Genomic DNA, 16175 nt, shown 5'->3' on the forward strand with positions numbered 1-16175 from the left:
TATTATGAAAAAAGCAGTTCTAGTAGTTGCAATTAGCAGTGCAATGTTTGTCGCTAGTGCATCAGCGGTTGATTTCCACGGATATGCACGTTCAGGTATCGGTTGGACATCGGGGGGGGGGGAGCAATCCGCATTCACGGTAAATGGTGGTGGTTCAAAATACCGTTTAGGTAACGAATCTGATACCTATGCAGAATTGAAATTAGGCCAAGAATTATTTAAAAGTGGTGAGAAATCTATCTACTTTGATACAAACCTTGCTTATGGCGGTACGCTTCACAACAACGACTGGACAGAAACCAGCCCGGCATTACGTGAATTAAACGTACAATTCAAAAACTTTGCGGATAGCTTACCGGGTGCAACCTTATGGGCTGGTAAACGTTTTTACCAACGCCACGATGTTCATATGAACGACTTCTACTATTGGGATATTTCAGGTCCGGGTGCTGGGGTTGAAAATGTTGATTTAGGCTTCGGAAAACTCTCTTTAGCGGTAACTCGTGATACAGAGAAAGACGGTGCATTCTCTTATTACTATGACTATGCTAAAAAAGCGTATGTAAATAACCGCGATGCGAAAAAAGAAGTATATAACGATATTTTTGATGTTCGCTTAGCAGGTATTGAACTTTGGAAAGACGGCTCATTAGAGTTAGGCTTTGATTATGGCAATGCTCATACTAAAGATGGTACTAAACTCAATAATGAAAAAGCGACCAAAAACGGTTATATGGTAACAGCGGAATACACTCAAGGTAACTTCTTTGGTGGTTTCAATAAATTTACTGCACAATATGCAACCGACTCTATGACTTCTTGGAATAATGGGCACGCACAGGGTTCGAAAGCAGATAATAAAGGTAATATGCTTCGTTTAATCAACCAAGGGGTAGTACAAGCGAGTGATAAAGTTGAAGTAATGTATGCCTTAATCTACGAAAAAACAAAACTAGATAATAAAAAAGGTAAAACTTGGTACTCTGCAGGTATCCGTCCAATGTACAAATGGAACGATACAATGAGTACATTATTAGAAGTTGGTTATGATCGCATTAAAGATCAAGCAACAGGCAAGAAAAATGACTTGGTAAAATACACCGTTGCACAACAATGGCAGGCTGGTAATAGCATTTGGGCTCGTCCAGCAATCCGTGTATTTGGTACTTATGCACATTGGAATGACAAATTTAAAACTAAAGATCGTACTGATGCTGGCTACAAAGCCAAAGACGGCGAGTTTATCACAGGCGTTCAATTTGAAGCTTGGTGGTAATCATTAAAGATATGGTGGGTGGGGAATTGACCTACCCACTCTTCCATCACTTTATCATTTTTCACAATTTTTAGAGGTTAATATGAAAAAAACGCTTCTTTCAACAGCAATTTTATTTGCTAATTTATTTGTTGTTTCGCCAAGTATGGCAAATAGCACAGCAGTTAAGCCTATTCATATTAATTCGTCTGAGTTAGCTCAAATTCAATGGCAAGATATACCATTTTCACAGACGGTAAAAACAAATTTAACAGCAAGCAAAAAGCAAGCATTTACGGCTTCTTTTGCTGGTATTGCAAGTCCAGTTGCAGCTTATCGTATTCCAGCGAATCAAGGAACATTAGAGATTGAAATTGAAAGTCCTGTAATGGATCGAAATGTTTTTGTACCAACAGCGGTTGTATTAGATAGTAATTTTAATGTGGCGGCAACGTATTCATCTTCTGAATTTAAGTTATTGGAGGAACGTGGCTTAAAGGGTAATCGCTTAGGTGCAAAGCTCAATTTAACGCCAGCAAGCAATCAAGAATACATTTATCTGCTTATCTATACGACACAACAAGATTTAGACAAAACAACGATGATGCCACATCCTGCAAAAGTATATGCTAAGGCGACAGGAAAGCAACCACCAGCGATTAGTGATATTGAAGTTGCTCATAGTTTGAATGGTCAAATTCACATTAATGTATTAGGTTCAAATGGCACTAAATTTATCGGTTTACCAACAGATATTTTTAGTTTAAATTCCAATAAAGTGGCAACACCAGTAGGTCAAAGCAGACAGAACTCAGTAAAAGAGAATTCAAATGCAATAAACGCAGCAGTAGATAAAGATACGGAAGCCTATTTTAATCAGGCGGTAATGAAAGCGATTAAAGCGAAAGATATTAACAGAGCGATGAATTTAGTTAATGAGGCGGAAAAATTAGGTCTCACCTCGCCACGCCAAATTTTCCTAAAAAATGTAAGTTCAAATTAATTCACTCATTGTTTTTTTCATAGACATTTCCTTGTCATCGAATAGATGGTTCTTCTCCATCAACACCCTATCAGGATAATCTGATAGGGTGCTTTTTTAGGGAAAATTTGCAAAGTTTCCTGAAAATTTGACCGCTTGAAGCTTAGTTTACTGCTTTAAATTGAATCACGCCAGCATCGGTAAAATTATTGTCATCATCTTCATCTAAGAAAGTTTTCGGTTCGATTTTGATGTTATCAAAAGCTGTGTCGCCTTCCACACCTTCGATTATTTGACCGTGTTTAATCCCTTTGAAATCGAATAAATTCGGATCGCATAAGTGTGATGGCACAATATCTTGTAAGGCACTAAACATTGTTTCTAAACGCCCAGGATATTGGCGATCCCAGGTGTTTAACATCTCTTTTACTACTTGGCGTTGTAGGTTAGGTTGAGAGCCGCACAAGTTACACGGAATAATTGGAAACTGCTTTGCTTCTGCATATTTAATAATATCTTTCTCTTTACAATAAGCCAGTGGGCGAATCACAATTTGCTTTCCATCATCAGAAATTAGTTTTGGCGGCATACTTTTCATTTTGCCTCCGTAGAACATATTTAAGAAAAGGGTTGCTAGCATATCATCACGATGGTGTCCTAGTGCGATTTTAGTTGCACCCAATTCAGTTGCGGTACGGTATAAAATGCCACGGCGTAGTCGAGAGCAGAGCGAGCAAGTGGTTTTGCCTTCAGGAATTTTTTCTTTTACGATACCGTAAGTGTTCTCTTCTACGATCTTATATTCCACCCCAATGCTTTGTAAGTAGCGAGGCAGTATTTCTTCAGGAAAGCCTGGCTGTTTTTGGTCTAAATTAACCGCCACTATGCTGAAATTCACTGGGGCACTTTGTTGAAGGTTAAGCAAAATATCAAGTAGCGTGTAGCTGTCTTTTCCGCCTGAAAGGCAAACCATCACACGATCGCCCTCTTCAATCATACCAAAATCAGCAATGGCATTACCCACGTTGCGGCGTAAGCGCTTTTGCAACTTATTGAAATTATAAGTGATTTTTTTCTCAGCTTTTTGTTGAATATCGTCTGTCATAATGTTTTTAATAGCCTGATAAAGCAGCGTATAGTAAAGATTTCGCTACATTTTGCAAGTTAATTGTTGAGTTTAAGGGTAGCAATATAGTTGCAACTGACATCATCATTCATCCAAAATTTTTCGGTTAATGGATTGAAATGATAACCTTTGATTTCTTGACAACTTAAATCTGCTTGATCGCACCACGTTAAGAGTTCCGCAGGTTTGATAAATTTCTCAAATTCGTGGGTGCCTTTTGGTAACATTTTTAGTACATATTCTGCCCCAATAATCACCAACATATAGGCTTTGAAGGTACGGTTGATAGTGGATAAAAATAATACACCATCAGGTTTAAGTAAGGATTTACAGCTTTGAATAACCGACAGTGGATCAGGAACGTGTTCGAGCATTTCCATACAGGTGATGACATCGAATTTCTCCGTTGGATTTAACGAAGAACAAGCGGTCGTTTTTTGCAAAAAATCTTCAATTGTAGTTTGTTGATAATCGATTGCTAAATCACTTTGTTTGGCGTGCTGTTTCGCTATTTCAAGCGGTTGTGAGGTCATATCAATGCCAGTGACAATTGCCCCTTGTTTTGCCATCGCTTCACTTAAAATGCCACCACCGCAACCAACGTCTAATACTTTTTTGCCGAATAAACCGTTCGATTTTTCTAAAATATAGGACAAACGTAGTGGATTGAGCAGGTGAATAGGCTTGAAACTGCCGTTCGGATCCCACCAAGTTTGTGCCATTTTTTCAAATTTTGTAATTTCGTGTTGATCGACATTTTCCATAAGTTGGTTCCTGTGGTAAATTTAGGCGTTACTATAACCTATTTAATTTGAAAGGAAAATCAGAATGACTAGAATTAACCTTGTTCCGCCTGCGGAATTGTGTGATCAACATCTGCTTGCCGAACATCGAGAACTTACCCGAATTCCGAATGCCGTGGCAAAAGGGAAATTCAGCCTGAAAGGACAGCCCGCTGATTATAAATTAGGAGAAGGACACGTGCGTTTTTTCTTTAATAAGCTCACTTTTTTGAAAAAACGCTACGATGCTCTGCACGAAGAGTGTTTAGCAAGAGGCTTTAAGATGCAGTATTTCTGGGCGGAAGAGCTACCGCAAGATCCGAGTTTGTGGCTAGATTATGAACCTACAGAAACAGCGCTCTTTGCTAACCGAGAACGGATTGAGTTGAGAATGCCAGCAAAACCGCGTTTTACTGAAAGAAAATAACCGCTTGCACGCCTTTTTATGCTATAATCTCGCCAATTTTTTGCCTTGTTTACGTAAGGCTCTTTTACTACTAAAAATTAGGAAATTTCAATGAGCGAATTAGCCAAAGATATTATTCCCGTAAGTATTGAGGACGAGTTAAAAACTTCTTACCTTGATTATGCGATGTCGGTAATTGTTGGGCGTGCATTGCCTGACGTGAGAGACGGCTTAAAGCCTGTTCACCGCCGAGTGCTTTTCTCAATGGATCAAAACAGCAACACTTATAATAAACCGCACGTGAAATCAGCCCGTGTAGTAGGTGATGTGATTGGTAAATACCATCCACACGGTGACTCTGCGGTGTACGACACGATTGTGCGAATGGCTCAGCCGTTCTCATTGCGTTATATGTTGGTAGATGGTCAAGGTAACTTCGGTTCTATCGATGGTGATGCACCAGCGGCAATGCGTTATACCGAAGTGCGTATGCAGAAAATTACCCAGGAATTGCTCACCGATTTAGACAAGGAAACGGTGGATTTCTCGCCAAACTATGACGGTAAAGAGATGATTCCTGATGTGTTGCCAACTAAAATTCCAGCCTTGTTAGTAAATGGTTCTTCGGGCATTGCAGTGGGTATGGCAACCAATATTCCGCCCCATAATTTAGGCGAAGTGTTAGACGGCTGCTTAGCGTATATTGAAAATGAAGAGATCAGCATTGAAGAGCTAATGCGTTATATTCCTGGTCCAGATTTTCCAACAGGGGCGATTATTAATGGTCGTAAAGGGATTGAAGACGCTTACCGCACAGGACGAGGCAAAGTTTATGTACGGGCAAAAGCAAGTGTAGAAAGCACAGACAAAGGACGTGAGCAAATTGTTGTTACCGAGTTGCCTTATCAAGTAAACAAAGCAAAATTAATTGAAAAAATTGCAGAGCTGGTAAAAGAGAAGAAAATTGAAGGCATCAGCAAAATTGACGATTATTCAGACAAAAAAGGGATCTCGATTGTTATTGAAGTAAAACGTGATGCAGTGGGCGAAGTGGTGTTAAATCACTTATATTCACTGACTCAAATGCAAGTTACTTTCGGTATCAATATGGTCGCGTTAGACAACGGTCAGCCGAAAGTGTTGAACCTCCGCCAAATCATTGAAGCCTTTGTGAAACACCGCCGTGAAGTAGTAACACGCCGTACTATTTTTGAATTACGCAAAGCCCGTGAGCGTGCTCATATTTTAGAAGGCTTGGCGATTGCATTAGCGAATATTGACCCTGTCATAGAGCTTATCCGTGCTTCAAAAACGGCTGAAGAAGCGCGAGAAGGTTTACTTGCTCGTCCTTGGGCATTAGGCAACGTAGCCCCAATGTTGGAAGCTGCTGGTGTAGGGGCTTCTCGCCCAGAAGATTTGCCTGAAAACTTAGGCGTGCGCGATGGCGAATATTACTTATCTGAAGCTCAAGCTCGTGCGATTTTAGAGTTACGTTTACACCGCTTAACTGGTTTAGAACACGAAAAAATTGTTGAAGAGTATAAAGAACTCTTAACTGTCATTGGCGAATTAATTCATATTTTAACTAGCCCAGAACGCTTAATGGAAGTGATCCGTGAAGAGTTAGAATTAGTGAAAGCCACTTTCAATGATGAACGCCGTACAGAAATTACTGCCGCCTCTGGTGACATCAACATTGAAGATTTAATCGCCCAAGAAGATGTGGTGGTCACGCTTTCACACGCAGGTTATGTAAAATATCAACCGCTTTCAGACTACGAGGCCCAACGCCGTGGCGGTAAAGGAAAGTCGGCAACAAAGATGAAAGAAGATGATTTCATCGAAAAATTATTGGTGGCAAACACCCACGACACCATTCTCTGCTTCTCAAGCCGTGGTCGTTTATATCAATTAAAAGTGTATCAACTACCTCAAGCTAGCCGTGGGGCGAGAGGCACGCCGATTGTGAATATTCTGCCCTTGGTGAAAGAAGAAAATGAACGTATTACCGCAATCCTTCCAATTCCAAACGGCGAATTTAGTGCGGATAAATTTATCTTTATGGCAACTGCAAGTGGCGTGGTGAAAAAAGTTTCGCTTGATGCGTTCAGCAATGTTCGATCAAGCGGTCTCATTGCATTAAAACTTCGCGAAGGTGATGAATTAATTGGCGTGGACATCACAGACGGCGAGAGCGAAATTATGCTATTCTCAGCACAAGGTCGAGTGGTTCGTTTTGCAGAAAAAGCCGTCCGTGCAATGGGGCGTACCGCAACAGGGGTGAGAGGTATTAAACTTTCCACCACTGAAATTTCAGCAGAAGAGATTGAAGAAGCCGAAATTATTGAGATGGAAAACGAAGACGCGGAAGATACCTCAAGCGTTAGCCTTGATACCGATCGCGTGGTTTCACTTGTGATTCCTCATACCTCAGGTGACATTCTTACTGTAACGCAAAATGGCTATGGAAAACGCACCATAATCAGTGAATATCCAGTGAAATCTCGCGCAACCAAAGGAGTGGTTTCAATTAAGGTAAACGAACGCAACGGCAAAGTAGTCGCCGCTGTTCAAGTTGAGGAAGCTGACCAAATTATGCTGATTACTGATGCTGGCACGCTCGTTCGCACAAGGGCTGCAGAAGTTAGCCTCGTTGGACGAAATACCCAAGGCGTTCGCATTATTCGAACTGCAGAAGATGAACACGTTGTCGGTCTAGAGCGAGTGTGTGAGCCTGAAGAAGATGACAGTATTAGCGAATTTGATAACGCAGACACTAATGCAGAGAATGTAGAAACTTCAACAGAAGAATAATCTTAAACTATACAAGCGGTCGTTTTTTCAGAGAATTTTGCAAACAAGCAATATGCAAAAATTTGGGGAAATTCGACCGCTTTAATATATGAGTCATATTAGGAATACAAAAATGGCAGCTATTCAACAAAGAGCAGAACTCCATCGCCAAATTTGGCAAATTGCAAACGAAGTTCGTGGAGCCGTAGATGGTTGGGATTTTAAACAATATGTATTAGGCACACTGTTTTACCGCTTCATCAGTGAAAATTTTGCCGCCTATATTGAGCAAGGTGATGAAAATATTGATTACTCAGCCTATTCCGATGAAGAAATTGATGCGGCAGGCATTAAAGAAGATGCCATCAAGACCAAAGGTTATTTTATTTATCCCAGCCAATTATTTAAAAACATCGCTAAAAATGCCCATTTAAATAAAAATTTAAACATTGAACTTGCCGATATTTTTACGGATATTGAAAGTTCTGCAGTGGGCTTTGATTCGGAATACGATATTAAAGGTTTATTTGCCGATTTTGATACCAAAAGTAACCGCTTGGGGAATACGGTTGAAGATAAAAATAAACGACTTGCAGCGGTATTAAAAGGCGTTGAAACGTTAAATTTCGGGGAATTTGCGGATAATCAGATCGATCTTTTTGGTGATGCCTATGAGTTTTTGATTTCCAATTATGCTTCCAATGCAGGAAAGTCTGGTGGCGAATTTTTTACGCCGCAAAATGTGTCTAAACTGATTTCACAACTAGCTTTACACGGTCAAAGTGCGGTCAATAAAATTTATGATCCAGCTTGTGGTTCAGGCTCGTTATTATTACAAGCGAAAAAACAATTTGATGCTCACGTGATTGAAGAAGGATTCTTTGGACAAGAAATCAATCACACCACTTACAATCTCGCTCGAATGAATATGTTTTTGCATAATATCAATTATGACAAATTCCATATTGAGTTGGGCGATACGCTAATCAATCCAAAATTAAAAGATGATAAGCCCTTTGATGCGATTGTATCCAACCCACCTTATTCAATTAAATGGATTGGCTCAGATGACCCAACCTTAATTAACGACGAGCGTTTCGCTCCGGCTGGTATTCTTGCTCCGAAATCCAAAGCCGATTTTGCCTTTATTCTGCACGCCTTAAATTATCTTTCTGCCAAAGGGCGAGCAGCGATTATCACTTTCCCTGGTATTTTCTATCGCAGCGGTGCGGAGCAAAAAATTCGTCAATATTTAGTGGAACAGAATGTGGTGGAAACTGTGATCGCCCTACCACCCAATCTATTCTTTGGCACGAGTATTGCAACAAATATTTTAGTGCTTTCCAAACATAAAACCGACACTAAAACCCAATTTATTGACGCAAGCGGTCTGTTTAAAAAAGAAACTAACAACAATGTACTGACTGATGAGCATATCGCTGAAATCTTGAAACTCTTTGCGGATAAAGTTGATGTTGAGCATCTCGCAAAATCTGTCGAAAACAGTCAAATTGCGGATAATGAGTACAACCTTGCAGTAAGTTCTTATGTGGAGCAAAAAGATACCCGAGAAGTGATTAACATCACTGAACTCAACGAAGAAATTTGCAAAACAGTGGCAAAAATTGACCGCTTGCGTGCGGATATTGATGCGATTGTAGCGGAGATTGAAGCGGAGATTGAAGCGGAGATTGAAGCGGAGTAAGTAAATGAACGACAAACTTCCTGTAAATATTCAAGAGCTTATCAGTAAACGCATCATTGAAGATGAGCGAATTGAATTTAAAGCTAATTGGAATCCTGAAGCGGTTTTACACACGATTTGTGCCTTTGCGAATGATTTCCATAATTTAGGTGGTGGTTATTTAATTGTTGGCCTTGAAGAAAAAGACGGGATACCAGTACTGCCGCCTGTTGGTTTGTTGCCTGAACAGGTAGATGCTATTCGTAAAGAGTTATTACAGCTGGAAAAAAATCATATTGTTCCAGCTTTTCATACACTCACGGCGACTTATGAAATTCAAGGGAAGCTGATTTTAGTGCTATGGGCAGTTGGTGGTGAAATGCGTCCCTATCGTGCGAAAAAATCCTTATCGCAGAAAAATAGCGAAAATTGGGCATATTATATTCGCCAACACTCCAATACCATTGAAGTGAAGGGGGAGATTGAACAAGAGCTATTGTCACTGGCAAATAAAGTTCCCTTTGATGATAGATTATGTTTATCCGCAACCTTAGATGACCTAGAACCTCATTTAATGCGTGAGTTCTTGGCGGAAATCAAAAGCGATTTAGCCGTGAATGCGAAATTCTTTTCAGTAGAAGAGCTTGCCAAACGAATGAATATTGTAGGCGGAAGTTCAGAAGCCCTATTTCCGAAAAATGTTGGTTTGCTCTTTTTTAATAGCCAACCTGAAAAATTTTTTCCTGAAACACAAATTGATGTTGTCTATTTTCCTAAAGGAGCAGGTGGTGGAGAAATTGAAGAAAAAACCTTCAAAGGCACAATCGGGCGAATTACTCAAGATGCCTTGCAATATATCAAAAACCGTTATTTGCAGGAAAAAATAGTCAAAGTGCCTTATCAGGCAGAATCAATTCGCTTTTGGAACTACCCGTTTCTTGCCCTAGAAGAAGCCTTGGTTAATGCGGTTTATCATCGTTCGTATGAAATTCGTGAGCCGATCGAAGTGAGAATTAGCCCAAATGAAATTGTGATTTTAAGTTTCCCGGGGCCTGATCGCTCAATTAAATTAACCGATTTACAAACCGGCAAAGCAGTAAGTCGCCGTTATCGTAACCGCAGAATAGGTGAGTTTTTAAAAGATTTAGAATTAACAGAGGGACGTTCTACCGGAATCCCTACCATTCTAAGAGCAATGGCTGAAAACGGTTCGCCGGCTCCGCAGTTTGATACAGATGAAGAGCGTAGCTACTTTGCTATCAGCTTGCCAGTTCACCATTCAATGCTATCAGAAGATCAAGATAGCGACCTAGATAGCGACCTAGATAGCGACCTAGATGATGACTTGGATTTAACAGAATCGGTAGCTAAATTATTAACTGTTTTAACACAAGAAGAGAATATATCAGCACTTTTAAGATTATTAAAAATTCAGCATCGACCGTCTTTGAGAAAATATTATCTTACACCGGCAATGGAATTAAATTTAATTGAAATGACTATACCCGAAAAACCAACCAGTCGGTATCAGAAATATCGTTTAACCTCAAAGGGAAAAAGTTACCAAAAAAGGTTAAAAACAAAATCATAGTTGGTAGGATGGGCTTTAGCCCATCAAAAACATTGAGTGTATAGTGATAGTATATGATGATGGGCTAAAGCCCATCCTACATAACAACGATGAACAAGCGGTATAAAATCAAGGAAAATTTGCAAAATGAGTAATCGCATTATTGAGAAATTATTAAATGGCGCTGAGGTGGAATGGAAGCCGTTGGGGGAGGTTTGTGTTCGTACAAAAGGCACAAAAATTACCGCAGGACAAATGAAAGAATTAAATAAAGAAAATGCACCAATTAAAATTTTTGCAGGAGGTAAAACAGTTGCTTTTGTGAATTTTGATGATATTCCTGAAAAAGATATAAATACTGAGCCTTCTATTATTGTTAAATCTCGTGGAATTATTGAATTTGAATACTATGACAAACCATTCTCTCATAAAAATGAGATGTGGTCTTATTATTCAAAAGATACAAATATCAATATAAAATTTTTTTATTATTTTCTTAAACAAAGCGAACCACACTTTCAAAGTATTGGTTCAAAAATGCAAATGCCACAAATTGCAACGCCTGATACTGACAAGTTTTTAGTTCCAATTCCTAAACCAGAAATCCAAGAAAAAATTGTAAAAACACTTGACAAATTCACTGAGCTGGAAGCTACGCTGGAAGCTGAATTAGCTCTGCGTAAAAAACAATATCAGTATTACCGAGAAACTCTATTGACATTCCCTCAAGATTTAGATAGGGGGGGGTATAACGACATCACCAAAGCCTTATACCACAGTGGTAACGTGGTGTTTAAGACTTTGGGGGAGGTTGCAGAGTATTCTCAAACTCGTATTAAATTTGATTGTTTGAATGAAGAAAACTATGTAGGTGTAGATAATTTATTACAAAATAGAATGGGAAAAATCAATTCAAATTATGTACCAACAAGTGGTAATTTAACTGAATATAAAGAAAATAATATTTTAATTGGAAATATTCGCCCTTATTTAAAGAAAATTTGGCAAGCAAATAATTGTGGTGGAACAAATGGTGATGTATTAGTTATTCGTATAACAGATAGCCATGTAAATCCAAAATATTTATATCAAGTTTTAGCTGATGATAAATTCTTTTCTTACAATATGCAGCACGCTAAAGGTGCAAAAATGCCTCGTGGGAATAAGTCAGCAATTCTACAATATCAAATTCCAATTCCACCGATTGAAGAACAAAATCATATTGTAGAAATTTTAGATAAATTTGACCGCTTGACCAATTTCATTAGCGAAGGATTACCGAAGGAAATTGAGTTAAGACGGAAACAATATGAGTATTATCGAGAACAGTTGTTGGATTTTCCGAAATAATGAGGTAGTAAGATTATGAGTAAAGATTTGACTGAAATTGCAACAATGCTAAGGGATAAACAGCAGAATGTTCAACTAATTTATGCATTCAATGGCACAGGTAAAACAAGACTTTCAAGAGCATTCAAAGAGTTAGTTTCACCTAAGAATAATATAGAACTGGCAAGAAATGACATTCTTTACTATAACGCATTTACTGAAGATCTGTTTTATTGGGATAATGATCTAAATGAAGATAGTCAGCCTAAGTTAAAAATTCAGCCAAATACTTTCACCAACTGGGTATTAAAAGAGCAGGCTCAAGATCAAAATATTATTACTCACTTTCAACGCTATACCAATGATAAATTAACACCAAAATTTAACGAAGACTTTAATGAAGTTACCTTTTCTTTTACTCGAGGTAATGATGATATAGAAGAAAATATTAAAATTTCAAAAGGAGAAGAAAGTAATTTTGTATGGAGTGTTTTTTACTCGCTACTTAAATCAGTGATCGAAGAGTTGAAAATGGACGAGAGTGATCGTTCCACTCAAGATTTTAATAAGTTGCAGTATATTTTTATAGATGATCCAGTTAGCTCATTAGATGAAAATCATCTAATACAATTAGCAATTGATTTAGCAGATTTAACTAAGTCTATAAGAGGTTTAAAGTTTGTTATCTCTACACATAACACCTTATTTTATAATGTTTTATATAATGAGCTGGGTTTGAAAAATGGTTATTTTCTTAAAAAATATGATGATGGTAGTTTTGAGCTAGATGGGAAAAAAGGAGATTCCAATAAAGCATTTTCTTATCATTTGTTTTTAAAGAAAACTATTGAAGAAGCCATTAAAAATGGAGAGATTCAAAAGTATCACTTTACTTTGTTACGGAATCTTTATGAAAAAACTGCTAATTTTTTGGGTTATGCAAAATGGTCTGAATTATTGCCCGATGAGAAAGAGTTATATACTAGACAAATTAACCGATTTAGCCATTCAACATTAACCGACGATGAAGTGGCAGAGCCAACAGAAGCCGAAAAGAATATTGTAGTCTATTTATTAAATCATTTAATTAATAATTATAGCTATTGGAAGGATGTAAATAATGAATCTTGAAACCACCCCCATCACCGAAACCAACCATTTCATCGTTTTAGATAAATATGAAAAAATCGAGCAACCGAATTCTTATCAAACCGAATCAGATTTAGAACGAGAATTGATTACCGATTTGCGAAATCAAGGCTATGAATATCGTCCTGATTTAAACTCGCAACAGGCTTTATTAGACAATGTTCGTGAGCAGTTGGAACGCTTGAATAATGTGCGTTTTTTAGATTCGGAATGGAAACGTTTTGTTGATGAATATCTCGATAAAGCCTCAGAGAGCATTATCGAGAAAACCCGAAAAATTCATCAGGATCATATCTATGACTTTGTGTTTGATAATGGGCGTATTCAAAATATCTATTTGTTAGATAAAAAAGAAATTGCCCATAATAAAGTGCAGGTTATTAATCAATTTGAGCAAAAAGGTTCTCATCTTAATCGCTATGATGTCACTATTTTGGTCAATGGCTTACCATTGGTGCAAATTGAATTGAAAAAGCGTGGGGTGGCAATTCGTGAAGCCTTTAACCAAATTTATCGTTATAGCAAAGAGAGTTTTAATACTGAAAATTCGTTATTTAAATTTTTACAAATTTTTGTGATTTCAAACGGTACGGATACTCGCTATTTTGCCAATACAACTAAGCGGGACAAAAACAGTTTTGATTTTACGATGAATTGGGCGAAATCGGATAATACTTTGATTAAGGATTTAAAAGATTTTACCGCTACGTTTTTACAGAAAAATACTTTACTTAATGTGTTGATTCATTATTCGGTATTTGATGTGAATAATACGCTTTTAATGATGCGTCCTTATCAAATTGCCGCAACAGAGCGGATTTTATGGAAAATTCAAAATACGCATTTCACTAAAAATTGGGGAAATTTAGAAAGCGGCGGTTATATTTGGCACACCACAGGTTCAGGAAAAACATTAACCAGTTTTAAAGCAGCACGCCTTGCCACAGCATTAGATTTTATTGATAAAGTCTTTTTTGTGGTAGATAGAAAAGATTTAGACTATCAAACAATGAAAGAATACCAACGTTTTTCGCCTGATAGTGTGAATGGTTCAGAAAGTACAGCAGGCTTAAAACGTAATTTAGAAAAAAAAGATAATAAAATTATTGTTACCACTATTCAAAAATTGAATAACCTGATGAAATCAGAAGATAACTTAGAGATTTATAAACAGCCTGTGGTATTTATTTTTGATGAATGTCACCGTTCGCAATTTGGAGAAGCACAAAAGAATTTAAAGAAAAAATTTAAAAAATTCTGTCAATTTGGATTTACTGGTACGCCAATTTTTGCTGATAACGCATTGGGTGCGGAAACCACAGCGACAGTTTTTGGTTCGCAGCTACATTCTTATGTGATTGCCGATGCCATTCGTGATGAAAAAGTGCTGAAATTTAAGGTAGATTACAATAATGTTCGTCCTAAATTCAAAGAGATTGAATGTGAAAAAAATCAAGAAAAATTGACCGCACTTGAAAATAAACAGGCGTTATTACACCCAGAACGTATTAAGGAAATTACGCAATATATTTTGACTCATTTCAAGCAAAAAACACACCGTTTAAATTCATCAGGAAAAGGGTTTAATGCAATGTTTGCCGTAAGTTCGGTTGAAGCAGCAAAACTGTATTACGAGCAGTTTAAATTGCAACAACAAGCGGTCGAAAATCCGTTGAAAATTGCAACCATTTTTTCTTTTGCAGCTAATGAAGAACAAAATGCGATTGGTGAAATTGCTGATGAAACTTTTGAACCTACCGCAATGAATAGTTCGGCAAAAGAATTTTTGAGTTTGGCAATTGATGATTACAATCTTTTATTTAAAACAAATTACGGCGTAGAGAGTAAAGAATTTCAAAACTATTACCGTGATTTAGCAATGCGGGTTAAAAATCAGGAAATCGATTTATTGATTGTGGTTGGAATGTTTTTAACAGGTTTTGATGCCCCAACGTTAAACACTTTATTTGTCGATAAAAATTTGCGTTATCACGGTTTAATGCAAGCCTTTTCCCGTACAAATCGGATTTATGATGCAACTAAGGCATTTGGTAATATCGTGACTTTCCGTGATTTAGAGCAGGATACCATTGATGCCATTACCTTATTTGGTAATAAAAATACGCGTAATGTGGTATTAGAACGCAGCTTTAAAGAATATATGGAAGGTTATCAAGATGCTCAGGGAAATTATCATCGAGGTTATAAAGAAGTAGTTAAAGCGTTGCAAACGAAATTCCCTGATCCTGCTCAACTCGAAACTGAGGATGATAAAAAAGCATTTACCCAATTATTTGGTGAATATCTGCGTTTGGAAAATGTGTTGCATAATTACGATGAATTTCACGAGTTAAAAAATACTGAACAGAATGACAATAGCGTAAAAGAGCCTGATGGCACATATATTGTTGGAAATAATGTGATTTTGCCAGAGAGAAAATTACAAGATTATCGTTCAACCTATAATGATATTCGGGAATGGCAGAGAAAACAAAATCAAAATGGTAATGCTGGAAAATCTCAAATTGATTGGAGCGATGTGGTTTTTGAAATTGATTTATTAAAATCCCAAGAGATCAACTTAGATTATATTCTAGAATTGGTCTTTGAGCATAATAAGAAACTCAACAATAAACCAGCATTGATTGAAGAAATTCGCCGGACTATTCGTTCGAGTTTGGATAACCGAGCCAAAGAAGGACTGGTTGTTGATTTTATCCATCAAACTGATTTAGATAAAATTCCGGATAAACCAACTATCATTGAGGAGTTTTTCCTATTTGCTCAGCAAGAGCAAAAAAGAGAGGCGGAGAACTTAATTGAGAGCGAAAATTTAAATATAGATGCAGCAAAACGGTATATAATGACCTCTCTTAAACGAGAATACGCTAGCGAAAATGGTACAGATTTAAATGATCTTCTACCTAAAATGAGCCCGCTAAACCCACAATATAAGACTAAAAAGCAAACGGTTTTTCAGAAAATCGTGGCATTTGTGGAGAAGTTTAAAGGGGTTGGTGGATTTTTATCTTAAGTATAAGGATGGGTGATGTCCCATCCTTCTTTTATAATCGAACAATTTAAAGTTTTTTAAAATTT

Annotated in this window: 11 protein-coding genes; 9 read left to right on the forward strand and 2 right to left on the reverse strand. The window is 37.5% G+C overall.

The features are described from left to right. The first annotated feature begins 4 nt into the window (after nucleotides 1-4). Both HV560_RS05865 and malM read left to right on the forward strand, forming a co-directional pair. A complete protein-coding gene (locus tag HV560_RS05865; protein ID WP_176808098.1) occupies nucleotides 5-1276 on the forward strand; it encodes a maltoporin in 1272 nt (423 codons plus the stop codon). Between the two features lie 82 nt (nucleotides 1277-1358). Further along, complete coding sequence (gene malM, locus HV560_RS05870; protein ID WP_176812376.1) at nucleotides 1359-2258, forward strand: maltose operon protein MalM; 900 nt, start codon at nucleotides 1359-1361, stop codon at nucleotides 2256-2258. Nucleotides 2259-2400: 142 nt separating this feature from the next. Here the strand turns inward: malM and ttcA are convergent, their stop codons facing one another. Together ttcA and ubiG are read right to left on the reverse strand one after the other, a co-directional pair. Beyond that, complete coding sequence (ttcA, locus tag HV560_RS05875; RefSeq protein WP_176808100.1) at nucleotides 2401-3342, reverse strand: tRNA 2-thiocytidine(32) synthetase TtcA; 942 nt, start codon at nucleotides 3340-3342, stop codon at nucleotides 2401-2403. A gap of 59 nt (nucleotides 3343-3401) precedes the next feature. After that, a complete protein-coding gene (gene ubiG / locus HV560_RS05880; RefSeq protein ID WP_176808101.1) occupies nucleotides 3402-4127 on the reverse strand; it encodes a bifunctional 2-polyprenyl-6-hydroxyphenol methylase/3-demethylubiquinol 3-O-methyltransferase UbiG in 726 nt (241 codons plus the stop codon). A gap of 64 nt (nucleotides 4128-4191) precedes the next feature. Between ubiG and HV560_RS05885 the strand changes: the two genes are divergently transcribed. From HV560_RS05885 to HV560_RS05915, 7 genes are all read left to right on the forward strand, one after another. Further along, a complete protein-coding gene (locus HV560_RS05885; protein ID WP_176808102.1) occupies nucleotides 4192-4572 on the forward strand; it encodes a pyrimidine dimer DNA glycosylase/endonuclease V in 381 nt (126 codons plus the stop codon). Between the two features lie 90 nt (nucleotides 4573-4662). After that, nucleotides 4663-7365: a DNA topoisomerase (ATP-hydrolyzing) subunit A gene (gene gyrA, locus HV560_RS05890; protein ID WP_176812377.1), complete on the forward strand. Its 2703-nt coding sequence runs from the start codon at nucleotides 4663-4665 to the stop codon at nucleotides 7363-7365. Between the two features lie 112 nt (nucleotides 7366-7477). Further along, nucleotides 7478-9049, forward strand: a complete 1572-nt coding sequence (locus HV560_RS05895; RefSeq protein WP_176812378.1) for a type I restriction-modification system subunit M — start codon at nucleotides 7478-7480, stop codon at nucleotides 9047-9049. Between the two features lie 4 nt (nucleotides 9050-9053). Beyond that, nucleotides 9054-10619: a Fic family protein gene (locus HV560_RS05900; RefSeq protein WP_176812379.1), complete on the forward strand. Its 1566-nt coding sequence runs from the start codon at nucleotides 9054-9056 to the stop codon at nucleotides 10617-10619. A 126-nt stretch (nucleotides 10620-10745) separates the two neighbouring features. After that, nucleotides 10746-11948 (forward strand): restriction endonuclease subunit S, encoded by a 1203-nt coding sequence (locus tag HV560_RS05905; protein ID WP_176812380.1) that lies wholly within the window; start codon nucleotides 10746-10748, stop codon nucleotides 11946-11948. Between the two features lie 15 nt (nucleotides 11949-11963). Further along, a complete protein-coding gene (locus HV560_RS05910; RefSeq protein ID WP_176812381.1) occupies nucleotides 11964-13058 on the forward strand; it encodes an ATP-binding protein in 1095 nt (364 codons plus the stop codon). Continuing rightward, nucleotides 13048-16110 (forward strand): type I restriction endonuclease subunit R, encoded by a 3063-nt coding sequence (locus HV560_RS05915; RefSeq protein ID WP_176812382.1) that lies wholly within the window; start codon nucleotides 13048-13050, stop codon nucleotides 16108-16110. The genes HV560_RS05910 and HV560_RS05915 overlap by 11 nt, the downstream gene beginning before the upstream one ends. Nucleotides 16111-16175: the final 65 nt, after the last annotated feature.

This window comes from Mannheimia pernigra (genome assembly GCF_013377995.1).
GTDB classification, from domain to species: Bacteria; Pseudomonadota; Gammaproteobacteria; order Enterobacterales; family Pasteurellaceae; genus Mannheimia; species Mannheimia pernigra.

Bases quoted from the DNA above. Each gene is read 5' to 3' on its own strand.
- HV560_RS05865 (WP_176808098.1), top strand. From the start codon at position 5: ATGAAAAAAGCAGTTCTAGTAGTTGCAATTAGCAGTGCAATGTTTGTC.
- malM (WP_176812376.1), top strand. From the start codon at position 1,359: ATGAAAAAAACGCTTCTTTCAACAGCAATTTTATTTGCTAATTTATTT.
- ttcA (WP_176808100.1), bottom strand. From the start codon at position 3,342: ATGACAGACGATATTCAACAAAAAGCTGAGAAAAAAATCACTTATAAT.
- ubiG (WP_176808101.1), bottom strand. From the start codon at position 4,127: ATGGAAAATGTCGATCAACACGAAATTACAAAATTTGAAAAAATGGCA.
- HV560_RS05885 (WP_176808102.1), top strand. From the start codon at position 4,192: ATGACTAGAATTAACCTTGTTCCGCCTGCGGAATTGTGTGATCAACAT.
- gyrA (WP_176812377.1), top strand. From the start codon at position 4,663: ATGAGCGAATTAGCCAAAGATATTATTCCCGTAAGTATTGAGGACGAG.
- HV560_RS05895 (WP_176812378.1), top strand. From the start codon at position 7,478: ATGGCAGCTATTCAACAAAGAGCAGAACTCCATCGCCAAATTTGGCAA.
- HV560_RS05900 (WP_176812379.1), top strand. From the start codon at position 9,054: ATGAACGACAAACTTCCTGTAAATATTCAAGAGCTTATCAGTAAACGC.
- HV560_RS05905 (WP_176812380.1), top strand. From the start codon at position 10,746: ATGAGTAATCGCATTATTGAGAAATTATTAAATGGCGCTGAGGTGGAA.
- HV560_RS05910 (WP_176812381.1), top strand. From the start codon at position 11,964: ATGAGTAAAGATTTGACTGAAATTGCAACAATGCTAAGGGATAAACAG.
- HV560_RS05915 (WP_176812382.1), top strand. From the start codon at position 13,048: ATGAATCTTGAAACCACCCCCATCACCGAAACCAACCATTTCATCGTT.